This window comes from Pseudomonas sp. CK-NBRI-02 (assembly GCF_008124495.1).
Classification (GTDB): domain Bacteria; phylum Pseudomonadota; class Gammaproteobacteria; order Pseudomonadales; family Pseudomonadaceae; genus Aquipseudomonas; species Aquipseudomonas guariconensis.
In genome coordinates, this window is sequence record NZ_VSJH01000006.1 from 80,774 (window position 1) to 95,796 (window position 15,023).

General features: G+C 63.9%; 11 protein-coding genes. 3 read left to right on the forward strand and 8 right to left on the reverse strand.

The features are described 5' to 3' along the window. The first annotated feature begins 5 nt into the window (after window positions 1-5). From DQ397_RS04705 to DQ397_RS04715, 3 genes are read left to right on the forward strand one after another with little or no spacing between them, the layout of a single operon-like run. A complete protein-coding gene (locus DQ397_RS04705; RefSeq protein WP_043206768.1) occupies window positions 6-1,244 on the forward strand; it encodes an exonuclease SbcCD subunit D C-terminal domain-containing protein in 1,239 nt (412 codons plus the stop codon). Next, window positions 1,241-4,885: an AAA family ATPase gene (locus DQ397_RS04710; protein ID WP_043206771.1), complete on the forward strand. Its 3,645-nt coding sequence runs from the start codon at window positions 1,241-1,243 to the stop codon at window positions 4,883-4,885. The genes DQ397_RS04705 and DQ397_RS04710 overlap by 4 nt, the downstream gene beginning before the upstream one ends. Further along, window positions 4,882-5,475 (forward strand): glutathione S-transferase, encoded by a 594-nt coding sequence (locus DQ397_RS04715; RefSeq protein ID WP_043206773.1) that lies wholly within the window; start codon window positions 4,882-4,884, stop codon window positions 5,473-5,475. The genes DQ397_RS04710 and DQ397_RS04715 overlap by 4 nt, the downstream gene beginning before the upstream one ends. Before the next feature lie 299 nt (window positions 5,476-5,774). On the opposite strand, the gene DQ397_RS04720 is transcribed toward DQ397_RS04715, so the two are convergent. The 8 genes from DQ397_RS04720 to DQ397_RS04755 form a co-directional block, all read right to left on the reverse strand. Beyond that, a complete protein-coding gene (locus tag DQ397_RS04720) occupies window positions 5,775-5,954 on the reverse strand; it encodes a hypothetical protein (RefSeq protein WP_043206774.1) in 180 nt (59 codons plus the stop codon). A 123-nt stretch (window positions 5,955-6,077) separates the two neighbouring features. After that, window positions 6,078-7,169, reverse strand: coding sequence for a lactonase family protein (locus DQ397_RS04725; protein WP_052352365.1), 1,092 nt, complete (start codon window positions 7,167-7,169; stop codon window positions 6,078-6,080). Between the two features lie 4 nt (window positions 7,170-7,173). Continuing rightward, the gene (locus DQ397_RS04730) at window positions 7,174-7,461 is read right to left on the reverse strand and encodes a DUF5629 family protein (protein WP_043206779.1); all 288 of its coding nucleotides are present in this window, start codon (window positions 7,459-7,461) and stop codon (window positions 7,174-7,176) included. 105 nt (window positions 7,462-7,566) lie between these two features. Then, window positions 7,567-9,969: an RND family transporter gene (locus DQ397_RS04735; RefSeq protein ID WP_052352360.1), complete on the reverse strand. Its 2,403-nt coding sequence runs from the start codon at window positions 9,967-9,969 to the stop codon at window positions 7,567-7,569. Then, on the reverse strand, window positions 9,966-10,994 hold the full coding sequence (locus DQ397_RS04740; RefSeq protein WP_043206780.1) for a YCF48-related protein: 1,029 nt from the start codon (window positions 10,992-10,994) through the stop codon (window positions 9,966-9,968). Before DQ397_RS04740 ends, DQ397_RS04735 begins: the two co-directional genes overlap by 4 nt. A 260-nt stretch (window positions 10,995-11,254) precedes the next feature. Further along, complete coding sequence (pepN, locus tag DQ397_RS04745; RefSeq protein ID WP_043206782.1) at window positions 11,255-13,912, reverse strand: aminopeptidase N; 2,658 nt, start codon at window positions 13,910-13,912, stop codon at window positions 11,255-11,257. Window positions 13,913-13,925: 13 nt separating this feature from the next. Further along, complete coding sequence (locus tag DQ397_RS04750) at window positions 13,926-14,756, reverse strand: DUF2797 domain-containing protein (RefSeq protein ID WP_043206785.1); 831 nt, start codon at window positions 14,754-14,756, stop codon at window positions 13,926-13,928. After that, window positions 14,753-15,013 carry a YeaC family protein gene (locus DQ397_RS04755; RefSeq protein WP_043206786.1) on the reverse strand — a complete coding sequence of 87 codons (261 nt, stop codon included), beginning with the start codon at window positions 15,011-15,013 and terminating at the stop codon, window positions 14,753-14,755. Before DQ397_RS04755 ends, DQ397_RS04750 begins: the two co-directional genes overlap by 4 nt. Window positions 15,014-15,023 lie beyond the last annotated feature (10 nt).

The following is a 15,023-nucleotide window of genomic DNA, read 5'->3' on the forward strand; positions in this document are numbered from 1 at the left end:
TTTCAATGCGTCTGTTTCACACCTCCGACTGGCACCTGGGCCAAAGCCTGCACGGCCAGGAACGCGACTTCGAACATGCCTGCTTCCTCGACTGGCTGCTCGGCCAGCTGCGCCTGCGCCAACCCGACGCCTTGTTGATCGCCGGCGACATCTTCGACACGGTCAACCCACCGGTCAAAGCCCAGGAGCGGCTCTACGACTTCATCGTCCAGGCCCATGAGCAACAGCCCAAGCTCGACATCGTGATGATCGCCGGCAACCACGATTCCGGCTCGCGGATCGAACTGCCGGCTGCCTTGATGCGGCGCCTGCGTACTCACGCGCTGGGCCGTGTGCATTGGCTCGATGAAGGCCAGCTGGACGCCGAGCGCCTGCTGATTCCGCTGACCAACGCCCGCGGCAAGGTCTGCGCCTGGTGTTTGGCCCTGCCATTCCTGCGCCCGGCGGAAGTCACCGGCCCACAGCTGGGCGACGACTACCTGCAAGGCATCACCCAGGTGCACCAACAACTGATCGCCGCTGCCCAGGCCAAGCGCAAGAAAGACCAGGCCCTGGTCGCCATCAGCCATGCGCACATGGCCGGCGGCGCAGTCTCGGAAGACTCCGAGCGCAGCCTGATCATCGGCAACGCCGAGGCCCTGCCGGCGCGTCTGTTCGACAAAGCCATCAGCTATGTCGCCCTGGGCCACCTGCACAAACCGCAACGGGTCAACCGTGAGGAGCGCATCCGCTACAGCGGCTCACCGATTCCGTTGTCGTTCGCTGAAATCAACTATCCGCACCAGGTACTGGAAATCGAGCTCGACGGCGCCGAGCTGGTCAGCGTCGAGCCTCGCCCGATACCGCGGGCCGTGGCCCTGCAACGTATCGGTCCGGCACCTTTGGGCGAGTTGCTGCAACAGCTGGCCGACCTGCCGGTGATCGATCTTCTGGACGATCCCAACCGCCAGAGCTGGCTGGAAGTGCGGGTGCACCTGGACGAGCCGCAGCCAGACCTGCGCCAGCAGATCGAGAGTGCCCTGCAAGGCAAGGCCGTGCGTCTGGTGCGCATCAGCGCCGAATACGCTGGGCGCGACAGGCAGGACGAGGGCGAGCAACCCTTCGTCGAGCTGTCGCAATTGACCCCGCAAGACCTGTTCAGTCGCGCCTGGGAACAGGCCTATGGCAACCCGGTCGATGAGCAGGCTCTGGCTGATTTCGCCCAGCTGCTGCAAGACGTCCAGTTGGAGGAGGCTCAGCCATGAAGATCCTTGCCATTCGCCTGAAAAACCTCGCCTCCTTGGCAGGCCCGATCGACATCGACTTCACCGCCGAGCCCCTGGCCAGCGCCGGCCTGTTCGCCATCACCGGCCCCACCGGCGCTGGCAAGAGCACCCTGCTCGATGCCCTGTGCCTGGCGCTGTTCGGCGCAGTCCCCCGCCTGGACGACATCGGCCGGGAGGCCAAGGTGCCCGACGCCGATGGCGAGATCCCGACCTCCGACCCACGCAACCTGCTGCGCAGAGGTACCGGCAGCGGCTATGCCGAGGTGGACTTCGTCGGCATCGACGGGCGCCGCTACCGCGCCCGCTGGGAAGCCAACCGCGCCCGCGAGAAAGCCAATGGCAAGCTGCAACACAGCCGACAGAGCCTGTACGATCTGGACAGCGAGCAACTGCTTGGCAGCGGCAAGAACGAATACAAGCATATGGTCGAAGCACGCCTGGGCCTGAACTTCGAGCAGTTCACCCGCGCGGTGATGTTGGCCCAGAGCGAATTCGGCGCCTTCCTCAAGGCCGACGACAAAGAACGCAGCGAGCTGCTCGAAAAGCTCACCAACACCGCCATCTACACCCGCCTGGGCCAACGCGCCTTCACCAAGGCCAAGGAAACCGGCGAACGGCACAACGACCTGAAGAAGCAGGCCGAGCACCTGCTGCCCATGGACACCGAAGCCCGCGCCGCACTCGACCAGCAACTGGAGCAGGCCCAGCAACAGTTCAAGGCCGACCAGGCGCGCCAGCGGCAACTGCAGCAACAACGCACCTGGCTTCAGGAGCAGCGCCAGCTACAGGCCCAGTACACCGAGGCCCAACAGGCGCTGCACGCGGCCGAGCAACAGTGGCAGCAACTGGCCGAGCAGCGCCTGGACCTGCAGCGTCTGGAACGCCTCGCGCCGCAGCGCCATCAGTTCCATCGCCAGCAAGTGCTGACCGCACAGTTGACCCCACTGGCTGCGGAGCTCGCCGACCAAGCCCGCCAGCAAGACGAACTGCAAGCCCGCATGGGCGAACTCGAGCAGGCGCTTGAAGGCGCGCGCCAAGCGCTTGCCCAGCGCCAAGCCCAGCACAGCGAAAACGCCCCACGCCTGCGCCAGGCCTTCGCCACCCAGGACAGCCTGGCGCGCCTGAGCGAAGAACTGGCCGCCCAACGCGCCGCTGCCGAGCAGGCAGCCCAGGAGGTCGCCGACAACCAGCAGCAATTGCAGCAGTTGGAGGAAAACCAGCAACGCAGTCTGCACACCTTGGCGCAGATCGATGCGGCGCTCGCGCACAGTGAACAACTGGCCGGGCTGACCGATGCCTGGCAAGCCTATCTGCCGCAGTTGAAGCAAGTGATGCTGGTAGGCGGCCGCCTGGCCAAGGGCCGTGAAGAGCTGCCGGGCCTGCAGGCCCAGGTCAGCCAGGCCAATGCCCAATTGCAGTCCCAACGCGACAGCTTCGAGCTGTTGTTCCGCGAAGCCGGTGCCGAACCCCAGGCGCTGGCCGAGCAGATCGACCTGCTGGGCGCAATGCTTCAGGACAACCGCAAGCAGCAACGCGTGGTCGAAGACTTGTCACGCTTGCACGGCCGCGAACAGGAACTGCGTCATACCCTGGCCAGCCTGCGCGAGCGCCAGCAGCAGGCCATGCAACAGCGCCAACAGCTCATCGGCCAAGGCACCGCCGCCAAGGCCGAGCTGGAAGCCGCCGAACAGGCCCTCGCCCTGACCCGCCAGTTACTGGAACGCCAGCGCCTGGCACGAACCAGCAGTGTCGAGGAGCTGCGCGCGCAACTGCGCGACGGCGAGCCCTGCCCTGTTTGCGGCAGCGCCGAGCATCCCTTCCACCAGCCCGAAGCCCTGTTACAGAGCCTGGGCCGCCATGACCAGGCCGAAGAAGACGCCGCCCGCACCCAGGTCGAGGCCCTCAACAACCAGTTGATGGAACTGCGTACCCAACTGGGCGTGGTCAACGCCCAGCTCAAGGACTACCAGCAGCAACAGGTACAGTTGGGCGAGCAACTGCAACCGCTCCTCGAGCAGCTCCAGGCCCATGCCCTGTGGCCCGCCCTCGCACCGCAGGACGACAAAGGCCGCAGTGCCTGGCTCGACGGCCAGCTGCGCCGCCTGGATGAAGAGATCACCCGCGACGAGAAGCGCCAGGGCACCTTGCTCGCCCTGCAAAAAGACGCTGCCCGCCTGAACCAGCAGTTGCAGGCTGCCAGCGAAGCCCAGCAGCAGGCCCAGCGTCATCTCGAGCAACAACACCAGGCCCTGGCGACCGATGAGCAACAGCTTGAGCAAGGTCTCAACGATCTGACCAACGTCCTGCCCGCGGACATCCTCCAGGCCCTGCGCGACGATCCGGCCAACGCCTTCCTCGGCCTCGACCAGCAGATCGCCCAGCGCCGCCAGCAGCTCGACCAGCGCAAGGACGAGCAACAAGAACAACAGGCACGCCAGGTTCAGCTGGACAAGCTGCGCGACCAGCAGCAATTGCGCCTGAACACCCAGCAGCAACTCCAACACAAGCTCGCCACCCTGGATGAACAGCGCCTGCAAGCCTTGGCCACCCTGGCTGAACTGCTTGGCGAACAGCCCAGTGCCGAGGCCTGGCAACAGCACATGGACGCGCAACTGGAACATGCCCGCCTCGCCGAGACCGAGACCGCCGAGCGCTTGCAGGAACTGCGCACCCAAGGTGTGCAACTGGCCGGCGAGCTCAAGTCCAGCCGCCAGCGCCAGCAGGCGCTGGAGCAGGAGTGCCAGCAGTTGCAAGGCCAGATCGCCCAATGGCGCAGCGAACATCCCGAACTGGACGACACCGGCCTGGACCGCCTGCTGGCCATCGACGATGCCCAGCTCGGCGAACTGCGCCAGCGACTGCAAACGGCGGAAAAAGCCATCGAGCAAGGCCGCGTGCTGTTGCAGGAGCGTGAACAGCGCCTGCAGCAGCACGTCGCCCAAGCCACCGGCGAAGTGGACCCCGAGTCTCTGGAAGCAGCGCTGACCACCCTCGAGCAAGCGCTGGCCAGCCAGGAGCAGCAGTGCGCCGAACTGCGCGCCCGTCAGGCCGACGATCAGCGTCGCCAGCAAGCGCACCAGGCGTTGGCCAGCGAGATCGAGCAGGCCTATCACCAGTGGCAGCGCTGGGCACGTCTGAACGCCCTGATCGGCTCGGCCTCGGGCGACGTCTTCCGCAAGATTGCCCAAGGCTACAACCTGGACTTGTTGCTGCATCACGCCAACAGCCAATTGCGCCAACTGGCCAAGCGCTATCGCCTCAAGCGCGGCGGCAGTGCCCTGGGCCTGCTGGTACTGGACACCGAGATGGGCGACGAGCTGCGCTCGGTGCATTCGCTTTCCGGCGGCGAAACCTTCCTGGTGTCCCTGGCCCTCGCCCTGGGCTTGGCGTCCATGGCCTCCAGTACCCTGCGCATCGAATCGCTGTTCATCGATGAGGGCTTCGGTAGCCTGGACCCGGAGTCTCTGCAACTGGCGATGGATGCCCTCGACGGGCTGCAGGCACAGGGGCGCAAGGTGGCGGTGATCTCCCATGTGCAGGAGATGCACGAGCGCATCCCGGTGCAAATCCAGGTCCGCCGCCAGGGCAATGGCCTGAGCGATGTGGAGGTGTGTGGGTGAGGCTCTATTCGTTCCGCCGCTGCCCCTGGGCCATGCGCGCACGCCTGGCCCTGCGTTATGCCGGCTGCCCGGTGGAGATTTGCGAAGTGGCGATGAAGAACAAGCCCGCCGAACTCCTGGCATTGTCGCCCAAGGGCACGGTGCCGGTGCTCGACACCGGTGATCACGTGCTTGAAGAAAGCCTGGACATCATGCGCTGGGCCCTGGAGCAGAACGATCCACAGGATTGGCGTCTGCAGGCCGCCCCCGCGGCGGCGGCCCAGGCGTTGGAGCTGATTGCGCGCAACGACCACACCTTCAAGGCCCAGGTGAATCTGTACAAGTACGCCGAACGTTACCCTGAACATTCGCGCGAGCACTACCGCCAGCAGGCCGAACCCTGGCTGGCGGAACTGGAAGGATTGCTCGAAGGCCGTCCGTACCTGCTGGCAGAGCACCCGAGCCTGGCCGATGCCGCCCTGCTCCCCTTGATGCGTCAGTTTGCGGGGGTGGAACCGGCCTGGTTTGCCGGGGCACCGTACCCACGTGTGCGCACTTGGTTGCAGGGCTGGCTGGAATCAGACCTGTTCAAGGCCATCATGGCCCGCTGAGGCCCTGTGTCTGCAGGGTGCCCATTCGCGGCGGCTCGACGCCTCGATAAGCCCGTCCCCACAGGCACAGCGGTGTGCTTGAGAGCACCGAAGGACCTGTGGGAGCGGGTTCACCCGCGAAGAGGCCGGCGCAGCGACCCGAGACCGGCGTTTGTATCTTTCAGATAGCCAGGATCGGCGAAGAGAACAGCAACAGCACCACCGCCGCGATACGCCACATCATGCTCCACCTCCGGAGTCAAAAATACAGCGTCAAATTTAAACATATGGCGTTGTGCTACTACCACCCCTTCTACGAATCAATGTGCGTGTTTTCCGCCCAGGGCTGCATGGAAATGCGCGCTTTGCTGCAGGTACTTTTCGGTATAGCTCTGGGTGACAGACGATTTACCGCGCACTTCGACCTGAGCATGGGCAGGCAGGACGACAGAGGCGGAAATGGCGGAAGCGGCAATGACCGGGAAGAGATTGAAGTTCATGCGGGCTGTCCTCGACTTCGATGGTTTGACGATGGCCGTTGTTGGCCTTGGGTCAAACTTACGCCGCCAGGGAGGCCCGCAGAAATTCATTGCGCCAGTAGCGATTATCAAGCCGATTGATAGTCACTCGAGAAACTTGAGGTCCGACGGCGCGTCCTGGGACAGGGTCTGGACAGTCTCGCCGAGCTTGCCGCTGCGTGGGTCGCGGCGCATGACCACGATCTGGTTGCTCTTCTGGTTGGCCACCAGCAAGAAGTTGCCACTCGGATCTAGGGCGAACTCCCGGGGGTGGTCTCCCTCCACCGAGCGGCGCTGCAACAGGCTCAACTGGCCGTCATCCTTGCCCACCGCATACACCACGATCTCGTTGGCAGTGCCGCGGTTGCTGACATAGAGGAATCGGCCGTCGGCCGACAAGTGCAGCCCTCCGGACGCCTTGGCCGCAGCATCCTGCTGCTCGGTCAGGGGCAGGCGCTGGCGTTCGATCAGGTTGCCGTCCTGGGCCTCGAACGTCACCACCTCGCCGCTCATTTCCAAGGTCAGGTAGGCGTACCGGCCCTTGGCGTCGAACAACAGATGACGCGGGCCGCTGCCGGCAGGCAAGGCCACCGAAGCGGGGATCGCCGGGCTCAAGGGATGCTGGGGGCTGGCACCGTCGTAGCGGTAGATGAATACCTTGTCTGCGCCCAGGTCGCTGGCGTACAGGTGGCGACCGTCGGGCGAAAGCACCACCGAGTGCACATGGGCACCGGACTGACGTTCGGGATTGACCTTGCTCGGGGCATGGCGCAGCTGCTGGACCGCCTCCTTGAGCGTGCCGTCCCGTGTCACCGGGATCACCACCAGGCTCCCCCCCGGCACAGGTGCGACAGCGTAGTTGGCAATGAACAGGTAGCGCTGGTCATGACTGAGGCTGGCATGGGTCGGCTCGTCGCCACGGCTGGCCACCTGGTTGAGCGGCTTGATCTGGCCCTGGGTGCCCAGCGAAAAACTGCTCACGTGGCCTTGTGGCGTTTCGTTGACCACGAACAGCAAGCGCTGGTCAGCCGAGAGCACCAGCCACGAGGGGCTCACGCTCTTGACCACCTGCAGCGGCGTGGGGTCGATCTGGCCGCTGCGGGTATCGAAGCTATAGCGATAGAGCCCCTGACTGGCGCCATCGGTATAGCTACCGACTAACAGCACGCCTGCGTGTGCGTTGAACGTCAGGCCCATGAGACTAGCGGTCAGCAGGCTCTTCCAGATCTTCATCGTCGTCATCTTCCGAGGCGCGCAAGGCATCCATACAGACTAGCCGATGCTCACCGTCGGCATCGTCGAGCAGCCATTGATCGCCCTCGGCGACTGCGGCGGCGACTTGCTCTGGCGTGAAGCGCCAACGGCGCAGTTGACGGCCGTCCATGCATTCGACCGACAGGCCATCGGCGTCGAAGGTGAAATCGAAGGCATGCAGCCCATCGATCAGCAGCATGTCACAGGATTCGAGGGCAGTGGCAAGGGTGGTCATGGAAAGGTCCGCAGAGAAATGGAGCGGCATTATAGCCTCGGCGACGCGAGAGCTGTGGCCGCGAGTCACGCCTGCGAAGGGCCGCAAAGCGGCCCCCCCTCCGGATCAATGTGCGAAGATCGACCCACCCGCCTTGCCCGCCAGCTTCTGCGGACGAATCAGGAAGCGCGCCAGCGCCGGCAGCAGCCACAGCGCGCCGAACATGTTCCACAGCAACATGAAGGTCAGCATCAGGCCCATATCCGCCTGGAACTTGATCGCCGAGAAGATCCAGGTGCACACCCCGATGGCCAGGCACAGGCCGGTGAACAGCACCGCCTTGCCGGTGGAGCGCAAGGTTTCGTAGTAGGCCTCCTGCAGCGGCAGCCCTGCCCGCAGGAAGCTCTCCAGACGGCTGTAGATGTAGATGCCGTAGTCCACGCCGATCCCCACGCCCAGGGCCACCACCGGCAAGGTGGCAACCTTGACGCCGATGCCCATGAAGGCCATCAGGGCGTTGCCCAGCACCGAGGTGAGCACCAGTGGCAGGACAATACACAGCGTTGCAGCGAACGAGCGGAAGGTGATCAGGCACATAGCTGCCACGCACAGGTACACCAGCACCAAGATGGTCAGCTCGGCCGACTTGATCACTTCGTTGGTGGCCGCCTCGATGCCCGCGTTACCGGCCGCCAGGAGGAACTGCAGGCCCTCTTTGTTATGGCTGTCGGCAAAGGCCTGGGCTGCCGCGGTCACCCGCTCCAGCGTCTCGGCCTTGTGATCGTTGAGGAACACCAGCACAGGCGCCAAGGAGCAATCGGCGTTGTACAGGCCATCGGCGCGGGCGATGGAGTTATTGAGCACGTCCGGGTTGCGCGACAGGGTCTCCCATTTCAGGCTGCCCTCGTTCATGCCTTTGATCACTTGCTTGGACACGGTCACCAAGGAGATCGCCGACTGCACGCCGGGGGTGTTCTCCATGGTCCACATCAGCTCGTCGATCGGAGCCATGGTCGAATGGATCGAGCAGCTCTCGGCCGGGGTCTTGACCATGATCACCAACACGTCGGAGCTGGTGGAGTAATTGCTGATGATGAAGTTGTTGTCCTGGTTGTAGCGCGAGTCAGGACGCAGCTCCGGCGCGCCCTGGTCAAGGTCGCCGATCTTGAGGTTCTGGCTGTACCACAGGCCGCCGGCAAAGGCCGCCAGGGCCAGGGCGATAGACACCGGCGCCACCTTGGGGCTGGCGAAGTTGGCCAGCAGGCGCCAGAACGGGTGTTCGCGGGTGGCGTCCTTCTTGCTGCGGGCAATGGCCTTTTGGCTGATGCCTACGTAGGAAATCGCTACCGGTAACAGAATCAGGTTGGTGAAGACGATCACCGCCACGCCGATCGACGCACCGATGGCAAGCTCACGGATCACGCCGATGTCGATCACCAGCAAGGTGATGAAGCCCACGGCATCGGCCAGGATGGCGATCATGCCCGGCAGGAACAGCTGCCGGAACGTGCGCCGGGCAGCGGTCAGGGCGTTGTCGGCTCCGCTCGACTGCAAGGCGATGCCGTTGATTTTCTGCACCCCGTGGGAGATGCCGATGGCGAAGATCAAGAACGGCACCAGCATCGAGTACGGATCCAGCCCGAAGCCGACCGCATGCATCAGCCCCAACTGCCAGACCACGGCCACCAAGGTGGTGATGAGCACGGCGATGGTGCTGCGGATGCACCAGGTGAACCAGTACAACAGTGCCCAGGTGATGGCCAGGGCCACGCCGAAGAACATCACCACCATCACCAGACCGTCGATCAGATCACCGACTTTCTTGGCGAAACCGACGATGTGGATCTTCACGTTGGGATTCTGGGCCTGGAACTTGTCGCGAATCTTCTCTTCCAGCTGATGGGAAAACTGCTGGTAGTCGAGCTTGACCTGCTTGCTCTGGTCTTGAGGGTCCGGGTAACTCTCCATCAACGGCACGTCGACGATGCTGGACTTGAAGTTGTTGGCCACCAGACGCCCGACCTGGCCGGACTTGAGCACGTTGTCGCGCAGCTCGTCGAGGCTTTCGGCCGAGCCGTTGTAAGTGTTGGGGATCACCTCGCCGCCGGCGAAGCCGTCTTCGGTCACCTCGGTCCAGCGCACGCTCGGACTCCACAGCGACTTGAGCCCAGCCCGGTCGACGCCCGGAATGTAGAAGACCTCGTCATGGATCTGGCGCAAGGTCTCCATGTAGTCCTTGTCGAAGATATCGCCATTGACCGCTTCCACCGAGATGCGCACGGTGTTGCCGAGGTTGGCCAAGTCATTGCGGTGCTCGAGCATCTGTTCGATGAACGGGTGCTGCAGCGGGATCATCTTCTCGAAACTGGTAGACGGGCGGATCTGCGTGGCCTGCCAGAACAGGAAGATGCTCACCAGCAGGCACAGGGCGATGACGGCCGGCCGATTGTTGAAGATCAGCCGTTCGAGCAAGGTCGCCTTGTCTTGATGATGGTGCTGGTGCATGTCGAAACTCTCCCGGCTGGTCATTGCTGCCCCTCCTCTGCGCCTTCAGCGGTGGCCAGGTGCACGCCCCCTTGGCCCACCAACAGCAGACCGCCATTGGCAAGCTCCGCGGCGCCCGACAGGGCGAGACGGTCGGCGCGGTTGTAGACCGTGAAGCTCTGGCCGTCATCGCGGCTGCGCAGTACCGTGCCGCCATTGCCCACCAGAACCAGGCTGCCATCCTTGAGCAAGGTGGCGCTCGCCAGGCCGAACTCCAGCGAGCCACGGGCAGCCTTGAGCGCGATCGGCTGCCAGGTATCGCCGAAATCAGTAGAACGGAACAGGTTGCCGCGCAGGCCGTAGGCCAGCAGCGTGCGGGGGTGAGCAGTGGCGATCACGCCGAACAGCGACCCCTCGTAGGGGCCTTCGACGCGCGACCAGCTCTGGCCGTTGTCGCTGGAACGGAACATGCTGCCCTGTTCGCCGACGATAAACAGGCCCGCATCCTTGATGCTGGCAATAGCGTTGAGGTGCAACTGATCGGGGTTGTCCAGCCGCTCGGCGATGTCCTGCCAGTGCTGGCCGCCATCGGTGGTCTCGATCAGGGCGCCATAGGCACCCACGGCAAATCCATGCTGGGCATCGAGGAAGGTCACGTCGAGCAATGGTGCTTCGCGCGCGAGGTCTTCGAACTGTTTGCTCCAGGTGGCGCCGCCATCGTTGGTGGTCAGCACCTGGGCGTCATGGCCGACCGCCCAGCCGCGCTTGTCGTCGAGGAAGAACACTGCCGTGAGCAACTGCCGGGTGGGCACCCGGGCCTGGGTCCAGGTCTTGCCCTGGTCGTCGGAGAACAGGATATGGCCACGGTCGCCGACCACCACTAGCCGTTTACCGAGATTGGCGGCATCGATCAACAGGCTCTGGCTGGCCCTGGCCGACTCCACCGAGTACTCCTCGGCAGCGGCGGCCTGGGCACCACCTGCTGCTGTCGAGATGGCCAGCGCCAGCCACATGCTGGCCGCCAGTGGCCAGGCACCACGCCGGGCACGCGCCCTAATCCGGTCTCTCATGACCGCTCCCCTTTTGTGTTCTTGTAGTGGGTGAGCCTATTGGCAGGTGCTGCGAAAACCCTGTTCCAGAGCACTGCAATGGCTTTGGGGCCATCCTATCGGGGATATCGGCGGGAAAACAACGAGCGGGACGTTATGTTTTGTTAAGCAAAAGAAAGGGGCTGCTGCGCCCCATCGCAGGCTTCGCCAGCTCCCACCTAGGTTGATAGGGGCTGACGAAGCCTGCAATGGGGCTGCCCAGCAGCCCCTGTCAGTCCGGTTCAGGCCAGACTCTTGCTCACCACTTCATACACATCGCTGGACAGCGCACCACAAGCCAGGATGCGCTCCAGCTCGCCACGCATCAGAGCCTGGCGCGCATCGTCGTACTTGCGCCAGCGGGTCAGCGGCGCCAACTGGCGCGAAGCGATCTGCGGGTTGAGCGCGTTGAGCTCGATCACCAGGTCCGCCAGGAAGCGGTAGCCCGAACCGTCGGCGGCGTGGAAGTTCACCAGGTTCTGCCCGGCGAAGGCACCGATCAGCGCACGCACCTTGTTGGGGTTCTTCAGGGTGAAGGCCGGGTGCTGCATCAGCGCCTTGACCCGCGCCAGGCCACCCGGCAGGGGGCTGGCGGCCTGCACGCTGAACCACTGGTCCATGACCAGCGGGTTGTCCTTGAAGTGCTCGGCGAAGGCGTCCAGGGCCTTGGCGCGCTCGGCCTCGAACGGCGAATTGACCAGCACCGCCAGGGCGGTGAGACGCTCGGTCATGTTGTCGCAGTGCTCGAACTGCTCCAACGTCGCCTGCAACACCTGCGGCTTGCCGGTGAGCATCAGGTACGACAGGGCGATGTTCTGCAGGCTGCGGCGCGCGAAGTGCTCGGCTTCGGCGACGTAAGGGGTCTTGCTGGAGACTTCGCGGTTGGCCTGGTAGCGCGCCCACAGGGCGTCGAACAGCTGCTCGGCGATCTGCTTGCGAGCGAATTCACGGGCTGCATGGATGGCATCGACGTCGGCCACCTGGCTGATCTCGGTCAGGTACGCCTCACCAGGCAGCGACAGCATCTCGGCGACCATCGCTGCATCGAGCGCCGCATTGCCCAGTACTGTGCCCAGGGCAGTGATCAGCCGCTGATCGAGCTTGAGGGCCTCGCCGCGCTGATATTGGCCGATCAGCTCCTGCAACACCTGCACCGACAGCTGCTGACCCGCTTCCCAGCGGTTGAAGCCATCGCTGTCGTGCTGCATGAGGAACATCAACTGGTCGCGATCGTAGGGGAAGCTCAGCTTGACCGGCGCGCTGAAACCACGCAGCAACGACGGCAGTGGCTTGGCGGCGATGCCTTCGAAGGTGAAGGTCTGCTCGGCTTCGGTCACCGACAGCACGCGGCTGGTGCCCTGCGGTACAGCTTCGCCGGCCAGGCGCAGTGGCAGGTCGTTGCCCTGGGCGTCCAACAGGCCCAGTTCCACAGGGATCACGAACGGTTGCTTCTGGGCTTTGTCCGGGGTCTGCGGGCAGCTCTGGCGGAAAGTCAGGCTGTAGGTCTGCGCGGCAGCGTCATAGGCTTCGCTCACCTCCAGGCGCGGCGTGCCGGCCTGGCTATACCAACGCTTGAACTGGGTCAGGTCCACGCCGTTGGCGTCTTCCATGGCCTTGATGAAGTCATCGCAGGTCACGGCCTGGCCGTCATGACGTTCGAAGTACAGGTCGCTGCCCTTGCGGAAGCCTTCGCTGCCCAGCAGGGTACGGACCATGCGCACCACTTCGGCACCCTTTTCATACACGGTCAGGGTGTAGAAGTTGGAAATCTCGATGAAGCTGTCCGGGCGAACCGGGTGGGCCATGGGACCTGCGTCCTCGGCGAACTGGTGCGTGCGCAGGTAGGCTACGTCCTCGATGCGCTTGACCGTGCGCGAGTTCATGTCGGCGCTGAACTCGGCGTCGCGGAACACGGTGAAGCCTTCCTTGAGCGACAGCTGGAACCAGTCGCGGCAGGTCACCCGGTTGCCCGACCAGTTGTGGAAGTACTCGTGGGCCACCACCCCCTCGACCCGCTGGTGGGCGGCGTCGGTGGCCGTTTCGGCACGCGCCAGCACACAGCTGGAGTTGAAGATGTTCAGGCCCTTGTTTTCCATGGCGCCCATGTTGAAGTCATTGACCGCGACGATCATGAAGATGTCCAGGTCGTATTCACGGCCGTAGACCTCCTCATCCCAGCGCATGGACTTCTTCAGGCTGACCATGGCGTGGTCGCACTTGTCGATGTTCTCTGGCTCCACGTAGATACGCAGGGTCACGTCACGACCGGACTGGCGGGTGAAGGTGTCCTCGACGCACCACAGGTCACCGGCCACCAGGGCGAACAGGTAGGCCGGTTTCATGAACGGGTCTTCCCACGTTGCCCAGTGACGACCGTCCTCGGCCGGTCCGCTGCCGACCGGGTTGCCGTTGGACAGCAACACCGGGTAGCGATGCTGCTCGGCGATCACGGTGGTGGTGAATTTGCTCATCACGTCCGGGCGATCGAGGTAGTAGGTGATCTTGCGAAAACCCTCGGCCTCGCACTGGGTGCAGAACATTTTGCCGGACTTGTACAGGCCTTCGAGCGCGGTATTGCTCTCTGGATGGATCTTCACGCTGGTATCGAGGGTGAACCGCTCGGCCTTGGGCTGCACGGTCAGGCTGTCGTCATCGACCTGATAGTCGCCGGTGGCCAGCGTCTGGTCATCCAGCTGCACACTCAGAAGCTCCAGTTGCTGGCCGTCGAGCACCAGCGGCGGCAGACCAGCGCCCCGGGCCGGGTTGCGGCGCATGACCAACTGCGCATGGACCAGGCTGTGGTCCTCGAACAGCTCGAACGTCAGGTGCGTCTCGTCGATCAGGTACTCAGGCGCCTGGTAATCCTTGAGGTAGATCACTTGCGGTTGTTCGGTACGCATCGTGCTGGTCCTTTTACTGGTGCACGGCCAATTGATAGGCCGTGTACTTGCGAATGTTGATCACACCGGTGTCGAAGATCAGGTACTGGCCCTTGATGCCCAGCAGCGTGCCTTCGGCCACCGGGTCTTTGTCCAGGTTGAAGCTCACGATCTTTTTCGGATAGGCCTCGACCGGGTAGCGCATTTCGACCACTTCGGCGTCGGCCAGCGGCTGGATCGCCTGCAGGCCAAAGCGCGCCTGCAAGCCCTGCAGGCCTTCGGCGCAGGCATCGAAGATCTGTTCGCGGATGGCTGGCAGGTCGAGCACGTCGGCGTCGCCCTTGAGCAGCGCTCGCCAGTTGGTACGGTCCGGTACCTGGCTGCGCAGCAGATCCTCGACCAGGCCGGACTGTTGCCGGGTGGCCACGCGCAGGATCGGCAAGGCCTGGCTGGCGCCTTGGTCGAGCCAGCGGGTGGGCAGCTGGGTGGCGCGGGTGATACCGACCTTGATACCCGAGGAGTTGGCCAGGTACACCACATGGTCGGTCATGCAGAACTGCTCGCCCCAGGACGGCTCACGGCAGGTGCCGGCGTCGTAATGGCATTTTTCCGGGGCCATGATGCAGACATCGCACTGGGCCAGCTTGGTCATGCAGGGGTAGCAGTAACCCTGGCTGAAGCTGGTCTTGGTGCGCTTGCCGCAATGGGTGCAGTGGATGGCGCCGAGGTACTCCAGGCGCAGGGTCTTGCCGATCAGTGGATTGACCGGCACCTGCTCCTCACCGAGGCGAAAGGCGTATTGGACAACCGGTGCTTCCAGGCGCACCGCCATTTTGCTCAGAGAGCCACGAGCGAGTTCGATCAATGTACCGAGTCCGACTTGAACAGGATGTTGGGGACCGGTGCCGATTTCGACGCGCACTCCTGTGGGCCCATATAGCCGGTGCGCTGCTCCTCGGGCAGGTTCTTCATCTCCCAGGCGATCACCGCCTGCAGCGACAGCGCTTTCTGCTCCGGGGTCAGCTTGCGGCCGTCAGCCCATTTGCCGATTTCCACGGCCAGTTTCAGGCTCTCGTAGATCTCGGGGGTGATGTTTTCGATCATTTGCGCAAAGGTGGACATAACATCTCCT

What these genes read in the sequence shown, in the direction of transcription:
- DQ397_RS04705 (WP_043206768.1), top strand. Translation starts at nt 6, where the DNA reads ATGCGTCTGTTTCACACCTCCGACTGGCACCTGGGCCAAAGCCTGCAC.
- DQ397_RS04710 (WP_043206771.1), top strand. Translation starts at nt 1,241, where the DNA reads ATGAAGATCCTTGCCATTCGCCTGAAAAACCTCGCCTCCTTGGCAGGC.
- DQ397_RS04720 (WP_043206774.1), bottom strand. Translation starts at nt 5,954, where the DNA reads ATGAACTTCAATCTCTTCCCGGTCATTGCCGCTTCCGCCATTTCCGCC.
- DQ397_RS04725 (WP_052352365.1), bottom strand. Translation starts at nt 7,169, where the DNA reads ATGGGCCTGACGTTCAACGCACACGCAGGCGTGCTGTTAGTCGGTAGC.
- DQ397_RS04730 (WP_043206779.1), bottom strand. Translation starts at nt 7,461, where the DNA reads ATGACCACCCTTGCCACTGCCCTCGAATCCTGTGACATGCTGCTGATC.
- DQ397_RS04735 (WP_052352360.1), bottom strand. Translation starts at nt 9,969, where the DNA reads ATGACCAGCCGGGAGAGTTTCGACATGCACCAGCACCATCATCAAGAC.
- DQ397_RS04740 (WP_043206780.1), bottom strand. Translation starts at nt 10,994, where the DNA reads ATGAGAGACCGGATTAGGGCGCGTGCCCGGCGTGGTGCCTGGCCACTG.
- pepN (WP_043206782.1), bottom strand. Translation starts at nt 13,912, where the DNA reads ATGCGTACCGAACAACCGCAAGTGATCTACCTCAAGGATTACCAGGCG.
- DQ397_RS04755 (WP_043206786.1), bottom strand. Translation starts at nt 15,013, where the DNA reads ATGTCCACCTTTGCGCAAATGATCGAAAACATCACCCCCGAGATCTAC.